Source organism: bacterium, assembly GCA_030018315.1.
In the GTDB taxonomy this organism is placed as follows: domain Bacteria; phylum Hydrothermota; class UBA3073; order JACQXS01; family JAGMCI01; genus JASEGA01.
In genome coordinates this window covers 1-13,308 of sequence record JASEGA010000006.1, presented here as the reverse complement: position 1 = coordinate 13,308, position 13,308 = coordinate 1, and the positions used below count along the sequence as shown (strand labels likewise).

Genomic DNA, 13,308 nt, shown 5'->3' with positions numbered 1-13,308 from the left:
AACCCCTACGATAGGTGAAAGATGAAACTTGACCATATTGGGATAGCGGTGAGGAGTATTGAGGATAGGATTAAGATTTGGGCTTCTTTTGGACTTAAAGTTGAGAAGTTTGCTAAAGTAGATTATCGGAAGGTTAAGGTTGCTGTGCTTTCCGAAGGATCCTGTGGAGATGCAGGTAGCGTTAAGATTGAACTTATTGAACCTATAGGAGAGGATAGTCCAATAGCGAAGTTTTTAGAAAAGAAAGGGGAGGGGTTACATCATTTATGCTTTGAAGTCAAAGATATTGAAAAAGTATTAACTGAGCTTAAATCTAAGGGTATTAAATTAATAGACGAAGTACCAAGTAAGGGTGCATTTACTAAGAAGGTGGCATTCTTGCACCCGAGTGCTGTTCATGGTGTACTTATTGAGCTATGTGAGAAGTAAATTAAAAGTCTAATAGTCTAAAAGTCTAAAAGTTTAAGGAGGGATTATGTCCGAAGGATTCCATACGGGTCGTATGACCTGTGGAGATGTAATGCAAGCAATTAAGAAGCGGCGTAGTATAAGGAAGTATAAGCCTGATGATATTGCTGATAATTTACTAAATGAGTTACTTGAAGCTGCTCGTTGGGCACCTTCATGGGCAAATACTCAGTGCTGGGAGTTTATTGTAGTAAGAGATAAATCAGTAAAGGAGAGGCTTGTTACTACTTTATCTGAGCGTAATCCTGCCCGTCCCGGTATTGTTGAGGCACCTGTTGTTCTTGTAGCTTGTGCCGAGCTTAAGAAGGCTGGCTTCTATAAAGGTGAGCCGAGGACAGATAAAGGGGACTGGTTTATGTTTGATGTCGCATTAGCACTGCAAAATCTGACACTTGCCGCATATTCATATGGACTTGGTACAGTCCATGTAGGTGCATTTGATGCAAAAGAGGCAGCTAAAATACTTGGTGTCCCAGATGGTATTGCTGTAGTTGAGCTTATGCCAGTCGGCTATCCGGCTGAATATCCGGAGCCACCGCTGAGGAAGGAACTATCTACATTTGTGTATAAAGATAGATACGGTAAATCCGCCTAAGGCGGATAAATGCCAAATTACAAAATCCAAATTACAAAAAGTTAAATAAAAAGTTTAATTGATAAATGGGAGTTGTTAAGTTTATTGAGCTATCAATATCTTACGCTACTGCATGATTATGAATTTAGCAGTTGCACTGGTAGCTTTGGTTTTAAGTTGAATAAAATATACACCTTGAGGTAATCTTTTGTCATTGTTATCTTTTAATTCTACAATTATTTCATCTCTGTCGTCTACGGTTTTAAAGTTCCTTACCGTATTCCCTAATATATTAAATATTTTTACATCCCCGTTATTTTTGTATCTTATTTTTACATAGTCTCTTGCAATAACTGGTGTAACATTAAGATAGAGTCTATCTGATTGGACATTATTTTCTGTAATTCCTGCAATAACTGAATACCATACATCAGTTGGATAACTCACACTGTCTCCTATTATTTCTTCACCTCCAATGACCCACATTTTGTTATCAAATACTAATGATGTATGTGCATATCTTGGTGACCACTGTGCACTTTCTGTTGCACATAACCAATTGCTTCCATTATCTGAGTACCAAACATCGTTCATATACTCGTAGTCATCTATTCCCCCAATAACCCAAATCTTATCCTCACATACGATTGATGAGTGACTATATCTTGCACTCCATTCTGCGTCATTTGTTGCGCATACCCATTTAATTCCATTAGTAGAATGCCAGACATCGTTTGTAACCATAAAAGTGGTGTCAAATCCACCAATAACCCAAATTTTGTCATCAAATATAACTGATGAATGTGCAGCTCTTGGATTCCATTCAGCACTATCTGTAGCAAGTGTCCAACTATCTCCGGTAGCAGAATACCAGACATCATTTTTAAACTCAAAAGGAAAGCCAAATCCACCAATAACCCAAATCTTGTCGTCAAATACAACTGATGTATGTGCAATCCTTGGCGACCATTCCGCATTCTCTGTAGCACATACCCATTTAGTTCCATCAGAAGAATACCAGACATCATTTTTAAACTCAAAATTAGCATCAAGTCCTCCAATAACCCAAATCTTATTATCAAATGCAACTGATGTATGTCCCCATCTTGGCAGCCATTCAGCATTCTCTGTAGCACATACCCATTTGACTCCATTAGAAGAATACCAGACATCATTTAATACCATCCCACCCTCTTCACACCCACCGCCTATAATCCACATCTTGTTATCAAATACAACTGATGAATGGAATGCTCTTCCATGCCATGGTGCACTGTCTGTCGCACATACCCAATCCATACCCTGTGTAAAAGCGTATCCATTTGTTATAAAATAACAAATTATCCCTATAAATACTCTTTTCATTTCTTCCCCCTATTAAAATAACTTTACTAACTATTTTATAAAAGTCAAGAAATTTTCTTTTGACAAATGATAAAATTGGAATAAAATGGTATACTGAACCCTGCTAAGAGGTGAAGAAAATGGATGCGAGAGTAAAAGATTTAGTGAATCGAATAAAAGGGCACTTGTTAAAGATGTATGGAGGAAAGATCAAACATATCATACTGTATGGTTCTCATGTAAGGGGGGAAGCTGTAAGTGATTCAGATGTTGATATACTTGTAGTGGTTGATGAGTCCCTTAATCCTTTTGAGGTTAGAAGAGGCTTGAGTGACCTTTTGTTTGACATGCTTCTTGAAGAAGGTAAATTTGTTTCGGTTATAGCAGTTCCCGAATATTTCTTTGAAAATTACAATTCCCCATTGATGTTGAATGTAAAGAAAGAAGGTGTAAGAGTTTGAAAGAAATAAGAGATCCTATAGAAAAAGCAGAGAAATTCCTAATCACAGCCGAACATACTTCAAATATTGAGGATTATGATTCCTGTGCTTCCAGGTGTTATTATGCAATGTTTTTATGGCGGAAGCGGTGCTTCTTCCTAAAGGTTTGAGTGCCTCCTCCCATAAAGGCGTGATAAGTTTGTTTGGTGAGCATTTTGTAAAAACAGGAATTTTTGAAAAAGATTTGGGAAAAGCACTTAATGACGCCTATGATAAGAGAGTTGTTGGAGATTATAGTGGAGGTTTTACATTTACTAAAGAAAAAGCTAAAGATTTGTTAGAAACAGCAAAGAATTTTGTTGAGAAGTTGAAAAATTATCTTGAAATGATAAAATTAGAGTAAAATAAATAAAATGGTTGGAATTGTAGGCTATGGCTCGTATCTGCCGAGATATAGGATTAAGGTAGATGATATTGCTAAACAATGGGGGATGGACCCTGAGGCTGTAAAGCGTGGGCTCTTATTAAAAGAGAAGACTGTTCCAGGCATTGATGAGGATACAATCACTATATCAGTTGAGGCATCTAAGAATGCTATTAAGCGTGCAGATATTGACCCAAAAGAAATAGGTGCAGTGTATGTAGGGTCAGAATCTCATCCTTATGCAGTGAAGCCATCGGGGACAGTGGTGGCTGAGGCTCTTGGTATAACTCCTGAAGTCCACATAGCGAGTTATGAGTTTGCGTGTAAGGCGGGGACTGAGGCAATGTATGTTGCATATAGTCTTGTTAAAGCAAATGAGATGAAGTATGCATTAGCAATAGGGGCTGATACATCACAGGGTGCACCTGGTGATGCACTTGAATATTCTGCTTCTGCTGGTGGGTCAGCTTTCATTTTTGGTAAAGATAAAGTAATTGCAGAAGTTATAGATACTTATTCTTTTGCTACTGATACACCTGACTTTTGGCGAAGAGAAGGTGCATTCTATCCACGCCATGGTGGCAGATTTACCGGTGAGCCTGCTTACTTCAAGCATATATTGGGGGCAGGTAATGGCATTTTTAAAAAGACGGGTCTTAAGCCAAGTGATTTTACTTATGCTGTATTCCATATGCCAAACGGTAGGTTTCCGAGGGAGGTTGGCAAGAGACTTGGCTTCTCAGAGGAGCAGATTGAACCTGGCTGGATAGTGCCATTGATGGGTAATACTTACTCTGGGTCTTCACCTACTGGGTTTTCAGCTATCCTTGATGTAGCAAAAGTGGGCAACCTTATTTTACTTGTCTCATTTGGGTCAGGTGCTGGCAGTGATGCATTTGTGTTTAAAGTTACAGATAGAATTGATGAAGTAAGGGATAAAGCAGTCAAAGTTAAGGAACTGCTTGAGACCAACCGTATATACTTAGATTATGGTCAGTATGCTAAATTTAGGGGAAAGATAATAATGAATGAGTAGTTAAAGGGAAAGACGAAAGATATGTTAGAAACTGCTGTAAAAGTAATTAGGAAAGTGATAGAAACAAACGGCTTAGAAATAGTAAAAATCATTCTTTTCGGCAGTATGGCAAGAGGCGATTACAACCAAGGCAGTGATTGGGATTTCCTTAATAAAAACAGTATTGGTTGTATTTCATTTTTCGCACATAAAGAAGGGGTAGAGATATGAAAGAAGAGGATGTTAAGAAATGGATAAAGAAGGCGGAAAATGACTTAAAAGTTGCCCGAGACGAAATAAATACTCAAGAACCTGCTACTGATACAATCTGTTTTCATTGTCAACAATGCATTGAGAAGTATCTCAAAGCATACCTTGTGTTTCACCGAAAGATTTTTAGAAAAACTCATGACTTATCTGAAATAATTAATTTATGCAAAGAAATTGATATAGATTTCGATAAGTTACGAGACTTTAGAGTTCACGAACTCACTATCTATGCTACGGAACTAAGATACCCAGAATACTTTTTTGAAGGTAGCGGAGTAGAAAGAAGGTAAGTATGTGTGAAGTAGCAATTATAGGGGTTGGGATGACAAAGTTTGGTGAGCTCTGGACTAAGTCAATTCGTGATATATTTGTAGAGGCAGCACTCAAAGCGATAAATGATGCAGGAGTTGACCATATAGATTCTATGTATGTTGGTAATATGACTGCTGGCTTATTTGTAGGTCAGGAGCATGTAGGAGCACTGATGGCTGATTATTTAGGTGTTACCCCTATTCCAGCCGTAAGGATTGAGTCTGCTTGTGCTTCTGGTGGTATGGTGTTGAGGCATGGGTTTATGGATGTGGCTTCTGGTATGAGTGATATAGTTCTTGTAGGTGGTGTAGAGAAGATGACTGATGGTGCAGATGTAACTTATGCATTATCAACGGCTGCTGACCAGGAGTATGAGGTTTATGAAGGTATGACTTTTCCAGCTTTATATGCAATGATTGCGAGAGCTCATATGCATAAGTATGGGACGACGAGGGAGCAGCTTGCCCTTGTGGCAGTTAAGAATCATAAGAATGGTGCACTTAACCCAAATGCACAATTCCAGCGTGAGATTACAGTAGATACAGTTGTGAAGTCTACGCTGGTATCAGACCCGCTTACATTGATGGATTGCTCACCTGTATCAGATGGTGCTGCCTGTGTTATACTCTGTCCACTTGAGGTTGCAAAAAAATACACTAATAAACCTGTCAAGATACTTGCTTCAGGTGCAGCTACTGATACTATTGCTTTGCATCAAAGGGAGGATATAACTTCATTGAAAGCAGTTAGAGTTGCGGGTGAGACAGCTTTTAAGCAGGCGGGCTTAAAGCCAGATGATATTGATGAGCTGAAGTTCACGACTGTTTCACAATAGCTGAGATATGTATTATTGAGGAGTTAGGGTTTGTCCCAAAAGGTAAGGGTGGCGAGTTCACAGAAAAGGGATATACAGCACTGGACGGCAAAATTCCTGTTAATCCATCTGGTGGCTTAAAAGCTAAAGGTCATCCTGTAGGTGCTACTGGTGTAGCTCAAGTAGTTGAGATAGTAGAACAGCTACGTGGTGTAGCTGGCAAGCGGCAAGTTAAAGGTGCCAAAATAGGGCTTACTCAGAATATGGGTGGCTCAGGTGCATCGTCTGTAGTCCATATATTTAGAGTTTATTGATATGCCATCACCAAGATATACAAGAGAGATACCGCAAAGATATAGATTAGAGGCAGGTAAATGCAAGAAATGCGGTAAGATACTTTTTCCACCCCGTCTTATTTGCCCTAAATGTAGGTCAAAAGAGTTTGAAACTGTGCAGTTAAGTGATGAAGGTAAAATAGTTACTTTTACAGTAGTCAGAGTGGCACCTGAGCAATTTGCAACTCAGATACCTTATGTTATTGCAGTAATTGAGACAAACGATGGTGTCCGATTGACGACACAAGTTGTAGATTGTAAGCCAGAAGCTGTTGAAATTGGCAAGAAAGTGAAACTTGTATTTCGTAAAATTCAAGAGGAAGGTAAGACCGGTATCCTGTGCTATGGGTATAAGGCGGTATTGAAGTAGGTTCTAATTGAGTTAGCTAAAATAATGGGTAAAAAATTAAAACTGCCTAATGAGTGGTTTAAGCAGGCTGAGTATGATGTAGAAACAGCGGAAGCAATGTTTAAGACAGGCAGATATATTTATACAGTTTTTATGTGCCATTTATCTATTGAGAAAGCGTTGAAAGGATTGTATACTCAGAAATTAAACGAGCTCCCACCAAAAGTTCATAACCTTATTTATTTGGTTAAAAAGATAGAACTATCACTTCCAGATAACTTAAAAGAGTTTGTCACAGAACTTAATCGTGTTAGCATTCCTACAAGATATCCCGAAGAATTGAGAGTTTTGTTAAAAGAATATAATAAACAAAAAGTGAACGATATTCTCAAAAACACTAAGGAGATATTAAAATGGCTAAAGAAAAGATTGAAAAAATAATAGGGTATTTGAAAAATCTATTAGAAAACAGTGGGTTTGAGATAGATAAGATAATTTTATTCGGTTCCTATGCGAGAGGGAATTACAGAGGAGATAGCGATATTGACATAGTTATAATCTCCAAAAGTTTTAGTGGCAAAGGAATATTTGAAAGAGCAAGGATGTTAGGAGATATAGAATGGAAGTTAATGGATAAATTTTTAATTCCACTCGACATCATTACTATGTCGCCAGAAGATTTCAAAAAAGGTGTTTCTCCCATTTCTCAATATGCTAAAGGGGGGGAGATAATTTATGAAAGATGAAAGCAGAGAGATTAAGGTGATATAATGGGAAGATTCAAGAGGAAGGTAAAACAGGTATTTTATACTACGGGTATAAGGTAGTATTAGTTTAAGTATGATAGCGGATATTTTAGTCCCATTGACTACAGTGGGTTTAGCAGATTGGTTTAGAGTAAGTTAAATTACTACTTCGTTGAGTAAAAACTTATTTAATGTTGTAATTTAACAGGGAGTTGCTATGTATAAGATAGAGTCAAAGATAAATTCAAATAGTTCAGAGTTTAATGAAAACAAGGAGCACCTGAAGTCGCTTGTTAAGGAGTTAAAGGAACGGCTTTCTGAGGTTAAAAAAGGTGGGCCCTCTAAGATGCATGAGAAGCATAAGGCACGTGGTAAGCTGTTTGTCAGGGATAGGCTGAAACTACTTTTTGACCCAAATACACCATTCCTTGAATTATCACCACTTGCGAGTTGTGGTATGTATAACAACGAGCACCCATGTGCAGGTATAGTTACAGGAATAGGTGTAGTTCATGGCAGAGAAGTTATGGTAGTTGCACACGATGCCACTGTTAAGGGTGGCACTTATGTGCCTGAGACTATTAAAAAACATATACGAGCGCAAGAGATTGCGATGGAGAATAGGCTCCCCTGTATATATCTCGTAGATTCGGGTGGAATATTTTTACCATTACAGGCAGGCACTTTTCCTGATAAATACCACTTTGGACGTATCTTTTACAATCAGGCACGCATGTCGGCAATGAACATACCACAGATTTCAGCAGTTATGGGCTTCTGTACTGCTGGCGGTGCATATCAGCCGGCGATGAGTGATGAAGTAGTTATTGTAAAAGAGGAGGGCACAATTTATATTGGGGGGCCGCCGCTTGTTAAGGCGGCTACTGGTGAGGTAGTAACTGTTGAGGAGCTTGGTGGTGCTGATGTTCACTGTCGGATTTCGGGTGTTACTGACCACTATGCGGTTAATGATGAGCATGCTTTGGAGATAACAAGAAATATTGTCCAGAATCTACCTCTACCAAAGAAGTTTGACCTTGAGCGCTTAGAGCCTGGCGAGCCAGCATATTGTTTTCTTACAAAATATAACTGGCTTTATTGTAGGTAAAAAGTATGAGCATCAAGGTATAGCCAAAGATGGTGCTAAGATGGTGCATGCAGTCGCTAATGCAGATGTGCCCAAGTTTACAGTTATTATAGGTGGCTCTTATGGGGCAGGCAACTATGGGATGTGTGGCAGAGCATATGAACCGAGGTTATTATGGATGTGGCCGAATGCTAAAATATGTGTGATGGGTGGTGAGCAGGCAGCTGATGTTCTTTTAGATGTGAAGATAGAAGCACTTAAAAAAGAGGGTAAGGAATTGACTGATGAGGAGAGAGAAAAACTGCGTGAGCCTATATTAAGAGAGTATGAGGAGCAATCCAGTGCTTATTATTCAACTGCCAGGCTATGGGATGATGGAATAATTGACCCAGTTGATACAAGGACAGTGCTTGGGTTAGGCATCTCAATGTCCCTTAATGCACCTATTCCGGACCATAAGTTTGGAGTATTTAGAATGTGAATGAAGATACAGATTGCACAGGGAAGGTGAAAAATAAGCCTAATTGTGTATAATCCCACTGAGCGGGAGAGTGATAATCGCAATGCGTTTATCACTGAGTTATGCGAAATGCCAAGAAATAAAGGAGGTGAAAATTGGTGAATGGAAATCTTATAGGTAGATGCGGTCTCTACTGTGGAATCTGTGAGATTTATCGGGCATATAAAGATTCAAAAGAACTCCAAAAAGAAATAGCAAAAAGGCATAATTGTTCTCCTGAAGAAGTTAGATGCGAAGGCTGTCAGGCGATAGGTGTTTATGGATGGTCTTATGACAAGGAATGGGGTAGTAATTGTAAGGTTTTAAAATGTTTGAATGCCAGAAAACTAAACTTTTGCTATGAATGTGTTGAATACGGTACTTGTCAAATATTTGATAAATTTGCCAAGATTTGCGATGGGATAGGTATGGACCTGAGGAGAAATCTCCAGATGATTAAAGAAGGAAAAGTTAAAGAATGGCTTTTGGACCAGGATAAAAAATGGCGTTGTCTAAAATGTGGTAATCCAATTATCATCTCCTCTGATTTCAAGAATTGTCACTGGTGCGGAAATAAGTTGCGGGATTAGGAAAGCAGAAAAATGAGTAGTTCAATTCACAGATTTAAAACAGTAGAAGAACAGAATAGATGGGAATTAAGCCATAGGATAACAAAAAATAGAATAGACGAAATTGACAGATATGAATATATGCGATTAAAAGTCAAACCTTATCCCCCTGGTATTTATCGGTATAAGAACTTACAGGAAAAGCAGGAAGATGAATTCCGTAGAGTTATGAAAGCGTGGGAAGAACTTACTAAGAAATGATAGATAAGAGTTTCTTAGAGGTATGCAAAAGATTTAACAAATACGATGTTAAATACATAGTTTGTGGTGCATATGCGTGTAAATTACATGGGATTGAAGAAATTTCCAAGCAGGAAAGGTTTACAAATGACTGTGATTTCATTATAGAGCCTGCGGCTGAGAACATTCGCCGGATAAAGGAAGCACTGAAAGATATCTATCCAAGAGTAAGAGAGCTAAAAGAAGACGAGTTTAAAAAGTGCCAAACTGTAAAGATTGTAGGGAAGACTGAGATAGACCTTATCTCTACTTTATGGAATATAAATTATGAAACATCCACCCAGGATACAGTGATAGAAAAAGTAGAAGGTGTTGAAATTCCGGTGTTAAGTATTGATAAACTTATAGAGAGCAAAAAGAATTCATACAGAGAAAGGGATAAAGCAGATGTATATTGGTTGAATAAGATAAAAAGTACTATATAAGGTATGGGAACATTTGACACTATAACTTATAAAGTAGAAGGGCTTGTAGCAAGGGTTACTTTTAATCGGCCTGAAGTCCATAATGCATTTAATGAGGTGATGATTAAAGAACTGACACAGGTATTTAAAGACATAAAGACAAGAAACGATGTTCGTGTTGCGGTGCTAACAGGAGAAGGTAAGTCATTCTGTGCGGGTGCAGACTTGAACTGGATGAGAAGGGTTAAAGATTACTCGTTTGATGAAAACCTCAATGAAGCATTGGAGTTAGCAGAACTATTTTATCTTATTTACTCTTTACCTAAGCCAGTTATTGCAAGGGTTAATGGTGCAGCTATTGGTGGAGGGACTGGCTTTGTAGCTGTATGTGATATTGCAATTGCATCAAGTGATGCAAAGTTTAGCTTCAGTGAAGTCAAGCTCGGTCTCATCCCTGCTTGTATATCACCGTATGTAATCAGGAAATGCGGTGAAGGCAGGACACGAGAGTTCTTTCTTACAGGTGAGAGGCTGACTGCAGATAGGACTTTAGAGGCGGGGCTTGTTAATCAGGTAGTGTCGCTAGAAGGGCTTGACAAGGCAGTGGATGATTTGGTAAGCCAACTACTTTCAAGTGGTCCAAATGCAATAGCTGTATGTAAGGAGTTACTTGGAAATGTACCGGGGATGAGTTTTGATGAAGTCAAGAAATATACAGCTAAAGTTATTGCATCGTTGCGTGTATCTGAAGAGGGACAAGAGGGGATGGCAGCATTTCTTGAGAAAAGGAAGCCAAAGTGGAGTAAATAGTCTAAAAGTCTAAGAGTTATTAGTCTAAAAGTTTATGGCAGTGTTGATGGATATTATTAAGAAGAGGCGTAGCGTCAGATCGTATCTTGATAAGCCTGTTGAAGATGATAAGATAGAGCAGATTATAGAGGCGGCAAGACTTGCACCATCTGCCTGCAATTCACAATGCTGGCGGTTTGTTGTAGTCAAGGATAAAGATATTAAAGACCAAATTACAAAAAACGCATTAGGTGGAATAGTAGTCTCAAATGCATGGGCAAAGACTGCGCCTATTATAATTGTGGCGTGTGCTGATTTAAGTTTTATTACACACAGAGTAGGTGCTGGTATAAAGGGGATTGAGTATCATCTACTTGATATGGGGATAGCGGTAGAACATCTGGTTTTGATGGCAACTGAGCTCGGGTTAGGCACTTGCTGGATTGGTTGGTTTAATGAGCGTGCAGTTAGAAACATATTAAAAATACCAAGAGGTACAAAGGTTGTAGCTTTAATTACTCTTGGCTATCCTGAGGAAGAATTAAAAGAACATGAAAAAGAAAGGCTTGGTATAGAAAAGATACTTTATTGGGACAAATATGGAAACTCGTAGAAGACTCTCGGATAAAAATGAGGAATAATAGATTTTAGAGAAAGTCAGTTAAATGAGTTTTAAAGGAGGCGAGGCTTATGGTAGTAATTGGAGCTGTCTCAATTTTATTGTGGCAAAGTGGGGATGAAGAGATAAACAACCCCTCTCTCATCCCTTATGAGAAGAAGGTTGAATTTAACCGATTAGTATAGGAGGTAAAGATGAAACAGAAGATACTTTATACAATAGCAGTTGTCGGCATACTGCCTATCCTTGCATTAGCAAAAGAATATACAGCGGGTGAGATTATACAGAATGCGATAACTGCATACGAGAAACAAATGAAAGGTGTAAATGATATTACTATTGTCACAGATATGTATACACTTTATCAGAAGCGTGCAATTCTGGCTGGTAAGCCAATATACAAGACAAGGTCAGAGACTGAGGTAATGGGTAAGAAATTTGTCACTATCTATGATGGTGTGTATGAATGGTGGCTTGACTCTGTATCCGGGGAGCCCAAAAATAAGAAAGCAAGCCGTAATCCTTACCAGATATATGAACAATTCGCAACTCTTGTTAACCCTAAATATGAAGGTATGGGTAAAATTGGTGAATATAAGACATATATTTTAAAGATAGAAGATATGCGTCAACTGATAGAAATGTATAGTAAGGAGAAAGGTGAACTCCCTGACGAAAAAATCAGCGGCAAGTTATGGGTAGATGCAAATAACTGGGTTGTTAGGAAAATAGAATGTGAGATGAAGCAATTGGATGAAGAAGGGGAGCCACAAAATATAAAATACACTGTTAGGCTGGAAGATTACCGTAAACTTGATGGGATGCTTATCCCATATCAAACTGTAATATCTATTGGTGGGATGGGAAAACCAGAAATCTCTGAAGAAGAAAGGGAAGAGATGCAAAAAGAGTTACAGGAGATGGAAAAAGGACCGCAAGAATTGCCAGAAGAGCAGCGTGAGATGGTAGAGAAAATGCTCCAACCGCAGAGGGAAGCGTTAAAAAGTATGGTTGAAAGAGGTGAATTTGAGACAGTGATAAAAACCAGGGATGCAAAAATCAATACCGGGCTATCAGATGAGTTATTTGATGGCAGTAAACTGAAAAGTACAGACGAGTAGTCAAAATAAAGAATTTGAAATTTTGGGAGTAATCGTAAGAAGCATGAGAAATTATAGGAGGTGAAATTATGAAGAAGATTGTTCTTATAGTCGGATTATTGGGATTCTGTATTATTCTCAATACACTACTGGGAATACTTGAACCTTCCGCGATTACTCTTTTTGAAATTTATCCACGAGTTAAACCTATACAAACTAAAGAAATTCAATTAGAAATAACAGACAATACTTGAAAACTTGATGTTATGAGATTAAGGAATATAATAAACTACGCCTTAGAGGATTATAACATTTCTGTCTCGAAGAAAAATACTTCCCCAAAAGTGATTTTACGGGTAGAAGACTACTTTTATCGTAAAAAGACCCTATTGATTGGCTTTTTGTGTTAGGTGGTTGCATCATTGGACTTTTGCCTGCTATTGCTGTTTATGTTATTGACGAAAAAACTCATACTGGTGAGATCCGGATGGGAGCTACTTGTATGATAGATGACCAAAAAGTATTTGTTACTTTTCATCAAGTAAGAGAAAATTTGGAAGAAAAAGAGGGTTTAAAATTCTTTACTAGAAAACTCATTGTTGAAATAATACAATAAGGGCTTTGAGATGACCTCCTTTCATCTCAAATATCGCATCATAAATGAGATTAAGAACGCGAGACTTTCCAAGCGGAATAAGGTTTGATATGGAGTTTAGATAACTAAGAAGGTTTCTGTTAGAAATATTGAGAAAAAATTCACTTTTTTTCTGTTACTGTTAAGGTAGAATGTCCTCCTTATTGTTCAGCAAGAATGTCCTCATATTCTCTATTATGCTCTATATCTCTTGCC

20 protein-coding genes and 2 pseudogenes are annotated in these 13,308 nt (G+C 38.2%); 21 read left to right on the top strand and 1 reads right to left on the bottom strand.

Going from position 1 to position 13,308, the window contains the following annotated elements; translation table 11 throughout:
* Positions 1 to 21 precede the first annotated feature (21 nt).
* Complete coding sequence (gene mce / locus QMD71_03260; protein MDI6839865.1) at positions 22 to 429, top strand: methylmalonyl-CoA epimerase; 408 nt, start codon at positions 22 to 24, stop codon at positions 427 to 429.
* Between the two features lie 46 nt (positions 430 to 475).
* Positions 476 to 1,063: a nitroreductase family protein gene (locus QMD71_03255; GenBank protein MDI6839864.1), complete on the top strand. Its 588-nt coding sequence runs from the start codon at positions 476 to 478 to the stop codon at positions 1,061 to 1,063.
* Positions 1,064 to 1,168: 105 nt separating this feature from the next.
* Here the strand turns inward: QMD71_03255 and QMD71_03250 are convergent, their stop codons facing one another.
* Positions 1,169 to 2,407 (bottom strand): kelch repeat-containing protein, encoded by a 1,239-nt coding sequence (locus tag QMD71_03250; protein ID MDI6839863.1) that lies wholly within the window; start codon positions 2,405 to 2,407, stop codon positions 1,169 to 1,171.
* A 119-nt stretch (positions 2,408 to 2,526) separates the two neighbouring features.
* Here QMD71_03250 and QMD71_03245 point away from each other — a divergent pair, with 119 nt between their 5' ends.
* The 19 genes and pseudogenes from QMD71_03245 to QMD71_03155 all read left to right on the top strand — a co-directional run bounded on the left by QMD71_03245 (position 2,527) and on the right by QMD71_03155 (position 13,074).
* Positions 2,527 to 2,847, top strand: a complete 321-nt coding sequence (locus QMD71_03245) for a nucleotidyltransferase domain-containing protein (protein MDI6839862.1) — start codon at positions 2,527 to 2,529, stop codon at positions 2,845 to 2,847.
* Positions 2,844 to 2,996, top strand: coding sequence for a HEPN domain-containing protein (locus QMD71_03240; GenBank protein ID MDI6839861.1), 153 nt, complete (start codon positions 2,844 to 2,846; stop codon positions 2,994 to 2,996). Before QMD71_03245 ends, QMD71_03240 begins: the two co-directional genes overlap by 4 nt.
* Positions 2,942 to 3,229: a HEPN domain-containing protein gene (locus QMD71_03235; GenBank protein MDI6839860.1), complete on the top strand. Its 288-nt coding sequence runs from the start codon at positions 2,942 to 2,944 to the stop codon at positions 3,227 to 3,229. The genes QMD71_03240 and QMD71_03235 overlap by 55 nt, the downstream gene beginning before the upstream one ends.
* Positions 3,230 to 3,239: 10 nt before the next feature.
* A complete protein-coding gene (locus tag QMD71_03230; GenBank protein ID MDI6839859.1) occupies positions 3,240 to 4,286 on the top strand; it encodes a hydroxymethylglutaryl-CoA synthase in 1,047 nt (348 codons plus the stop codon).
* A 21-nt stretch (positions 4,287 to 4,307) separates the two neighbouring features.
* On the top strand, positions 4,308 to 4,496 hold the full coding sequence (locus QMD71_03225; GenBank protein ID MDI6839858.1) for a nucleotidyltransferase domain-containing protein: 189 nt from the start codon (positions 4,308 to 4,310) through the stop codon (positions 4,494 to 4,496).
* Entirely contained in the window at positions 4,493 to 4,825 is a 333-nt protein-coding gene (locus QMD71_03220; protein MDI6839857.1) for a HEPN domain-containing protein, read from the top strand. Before QMD71_03225 ends, QMD71_03220 begins: the two co-directional genes overlap by 4 nt.
* 2 nt (positions 4,826 to 4,827) lie before the next feature.
* Positions 4,828 to 5,975 (top strand): annotated as a pseudogene (locus QMD71_03215) (thiolase domain-containing protein).
* A 1-nt stretch (position 5,976) separates the two neighbouring features.
* Positions 5,977 to 6,366, top strand: a complete 390-nt coding sequence (locus QMD71_03210; GenBank protein ID MDI6839856.1) for a Zn-ribbon domain-containing OB-fold protein — start codon at positions 5,977 to 5,979, stop codon at positions 6,364 to 6,366.
* Between the two features lie 24 nt (positions 6,367 to 6,390).
* On the top strand, positions 6,391 to 6,786 hold the full coding sequence (locus QMD71_03205) for a HEPN domain-containing protein (protein ID MDI6839855.1): 396 nt from the start codon (positions 6,391 to 6,393) through the stop codon (positions 6,784 to 6,786).
* Positions 6,759 to 7,091, top strand: coding sequence for a nucleotidyltransferase domain-containing protein (locus tag QMD71_03200; GenBank protein ID MDI6839854.1), 333 nt, complete (start codon positions 6,759 to 6,761; stop codon positions 7,089 to 7,091). Before QMD71_03205 ends, QMD71_03200 begins: the two co-directional genes overlap by 28 nt.
* Before the next feature lie 217 nt (positions 7,092 to 7,308).
* Positions 7,309 to 8,659, top strand: a pseudogene (locus QMD71_03195) (carboxyl transferase domain-containing protein).
* A gap of 137 nt (positions 8,660 to 8,796) precedes the next feature.
* On the top strand, positions 8,797 to 9,267 hold the full coding sequence (locus QMD71_03190) for a DUF3795 domain-containing protein (GenBank protein ID MDI6839853.1): 471 nt from the start codon (positions 8,797 to 8,799) through the stop codon (positions 9,265 to 9,267).
* Positions 9,268 to 9,279: 12 nt separating this feature from the next.
* Positions 9,280 to 9,507 carry a hypothetical protein gene (locus QMD71_03185; protein ID MDI6839852.1) on the top strand — a complete coding sequence of 76 codons (228 nt, stop codon included), beginning with the start codon at positions 9,280 to 9,282 and terminating at the stop codon, positions 9,505 to 9,507.
* A complete protein-coding gene (locus QMD71_03180; GenBank protein MDI6839851.1) occupies positions 9,504 to 9,971 on the top strand; it encodes a hypothetical protein in 468 nt (155 codons plus the stop codon). The genes QMD71_03185 and QMD71_03180 overlap by 4 nt, the downstream gene beginning before the upstream one ends.
* 3 nt (positions 9,972 to 9,974) lie before the next feature.
* Positions 9,975 to 10,760: an enoyl-CoA hydratase/isomerase family protein gene (locus tag QMD71_03175; protein MDI6839850.1), complete on the top strand. Its 786-nt coding sequence runs from the start codon at positions 9,975 to 9,977 to the stop codon at positions 10,758 to 10,760.
* A gap of 34 nt (positions 10,761 to 10,794) precedes the next feature.
* Positions 10,795 to 11,352, top strand: a complete 558-nt coding sequence (locus tag QMD71_03170; GenBank protein MDI6839849.1) for a nitroreductase family protein — start codon at positions 10,795 to 10,797, stop codon at positions 11,350 to 11,352.
* 200 nt (positions 11,353 to 11,552) lie between these two features.
* Positions 11,553 to 12,479 (top strand): hypothetical protein, encoded by a 927-nt coding sequence (locus tag QMD71_03165; GenBank protein MDI6839848.1) that lies wholly within the window; start codon positions 11,553 to 11,555, stop codon positions 12,477 to 12,479.
* A gap of 68 nt (positions 12,480 to 12,547) precedes the next feature.
* A complete protein-coding gene (locus tag QMD71_03160) occupies positions 12,548 to 12,712 on the top strand; it encodes a hypothetical protein (protein ID MDI6839847.1) in 165 nt (54 codons plus the stop codon).
* 149 nt (positions 12,713 to 12,861) lie between these two features.
* Positions 12,862 to 13,074 (top strand): hypothetical protein, encoded by a 213-nt coding sequence (locus QMD71_03155; GenBank protein MDI6839846.1) that lies wholly within the window; start codon positions 12,862 to 12,864, stop codon positions 13,072 to 13,074.
* Positions 13,075 to 13,308 lie beyond the last annotated feature (234 nt).

Coding starts and splice junctions, on each gene's coding strand:
- mce (MDI6839865.1), top strand. CDS start 22: ATGAAACTTGACCATATTGGGATAGCGGTGAGGAGTATTGAGGATAGG.
- QMD71_03255 (MDI6839864.1), top strand. CDS start 476: ATGTCCGAAGGATTCCATACGGGTCGTATGACCTGTGGAGATGTAATG.
- QMD71_03250 (MDI6839863.1), bottom strand. CDS start 2,407: ATGAAAAGAGTATTTATAGGGATAATTTGTTATTTTATAACAAATGGA.
- QMD71_03245 (MDI6839862.1), top strand. CDS start 2,527: ATGGATGCGAGAGTAAAAGATTTAGTGAATCGAATAAAAGGGCACTTG.
- QMD71_03230 (MDI6839859.1), top strand. CDS start 3,240: ATGGTTGGAATTGTAGGCTATGGCTCGTATCTGCCGAGATATAGGATT.
- QMD71_03225 (MDI6839858.1), top strand. CDS start 4,308: ATGTTAGAAACTGCTGTAAAAGTAATTAGGAAAGTGATAGAAACAAAC.
- QMD71_03220 (MDI6839857.1), top strand. CDS start 4,493: ATGAAAGAAGAGGATGTTAAGAAATGGATAAAGAAGGCGGAAAATGAC.
- QMD71_03210 (MDI6839856.1), top strand. CDS start 5,977: ATGCCATCACCAAGATATACAAGAGAGATACCGCAAAGATATAGATTA.
- QMD71_03205 (MDI6839855.1), top strand. CDS start 6,391: ATGGGTAAAAAATTAAAACTGCCTAATGAGTGGTTTAAGCAGGCTGAG.
- QMD71_03200 (MDI6839854.1), top strand. CDS start 6,759: ATGGCTAAAGAAAAGATTGAAAAAATAATAGGGTATTTGAAAAATCTA.
- QMD71_03185 (MDI6839852.1), top strand. CDS start 9,280: ATGAGTAGTTCAATTCACAGATTTAAAACAGTAGAAGAACAGAATAGA.
- QMD71_03180 (MDI6839851.1), top strand. CDS start 9,504: ATGATAGATAAGAGTTTCTTAGAGGTATGCAAAAGATTTAACAAATAC.
- QMD71_03175 (MDI6839850.1), top strand. CDS start 9,975: ATGGGAACATTTGACACTATAACTTATAAAGTAGAAGGGCTTGTAGCA.
- QMD71_03170 (MDI6839849.1), top strand. CDS start 10,795: ATGGCAGTGTTGATGGATATTATTAAGAAGAGGCGTAGCGTCAGATCG.
- QMD71_03165 (MDI6839848.1), top strand. CDS start 11,553: ATGAAACAGAAGATACTTTATACAATAGCAGTTGTCGGCATACTGCCT.
- QMD71_03160 (MDI6839847.1), top strand. CDS start 12,548: ATGAAGAAGATTGTTCTTATAGTCGGATTATTGGGATTCTGTATTATT.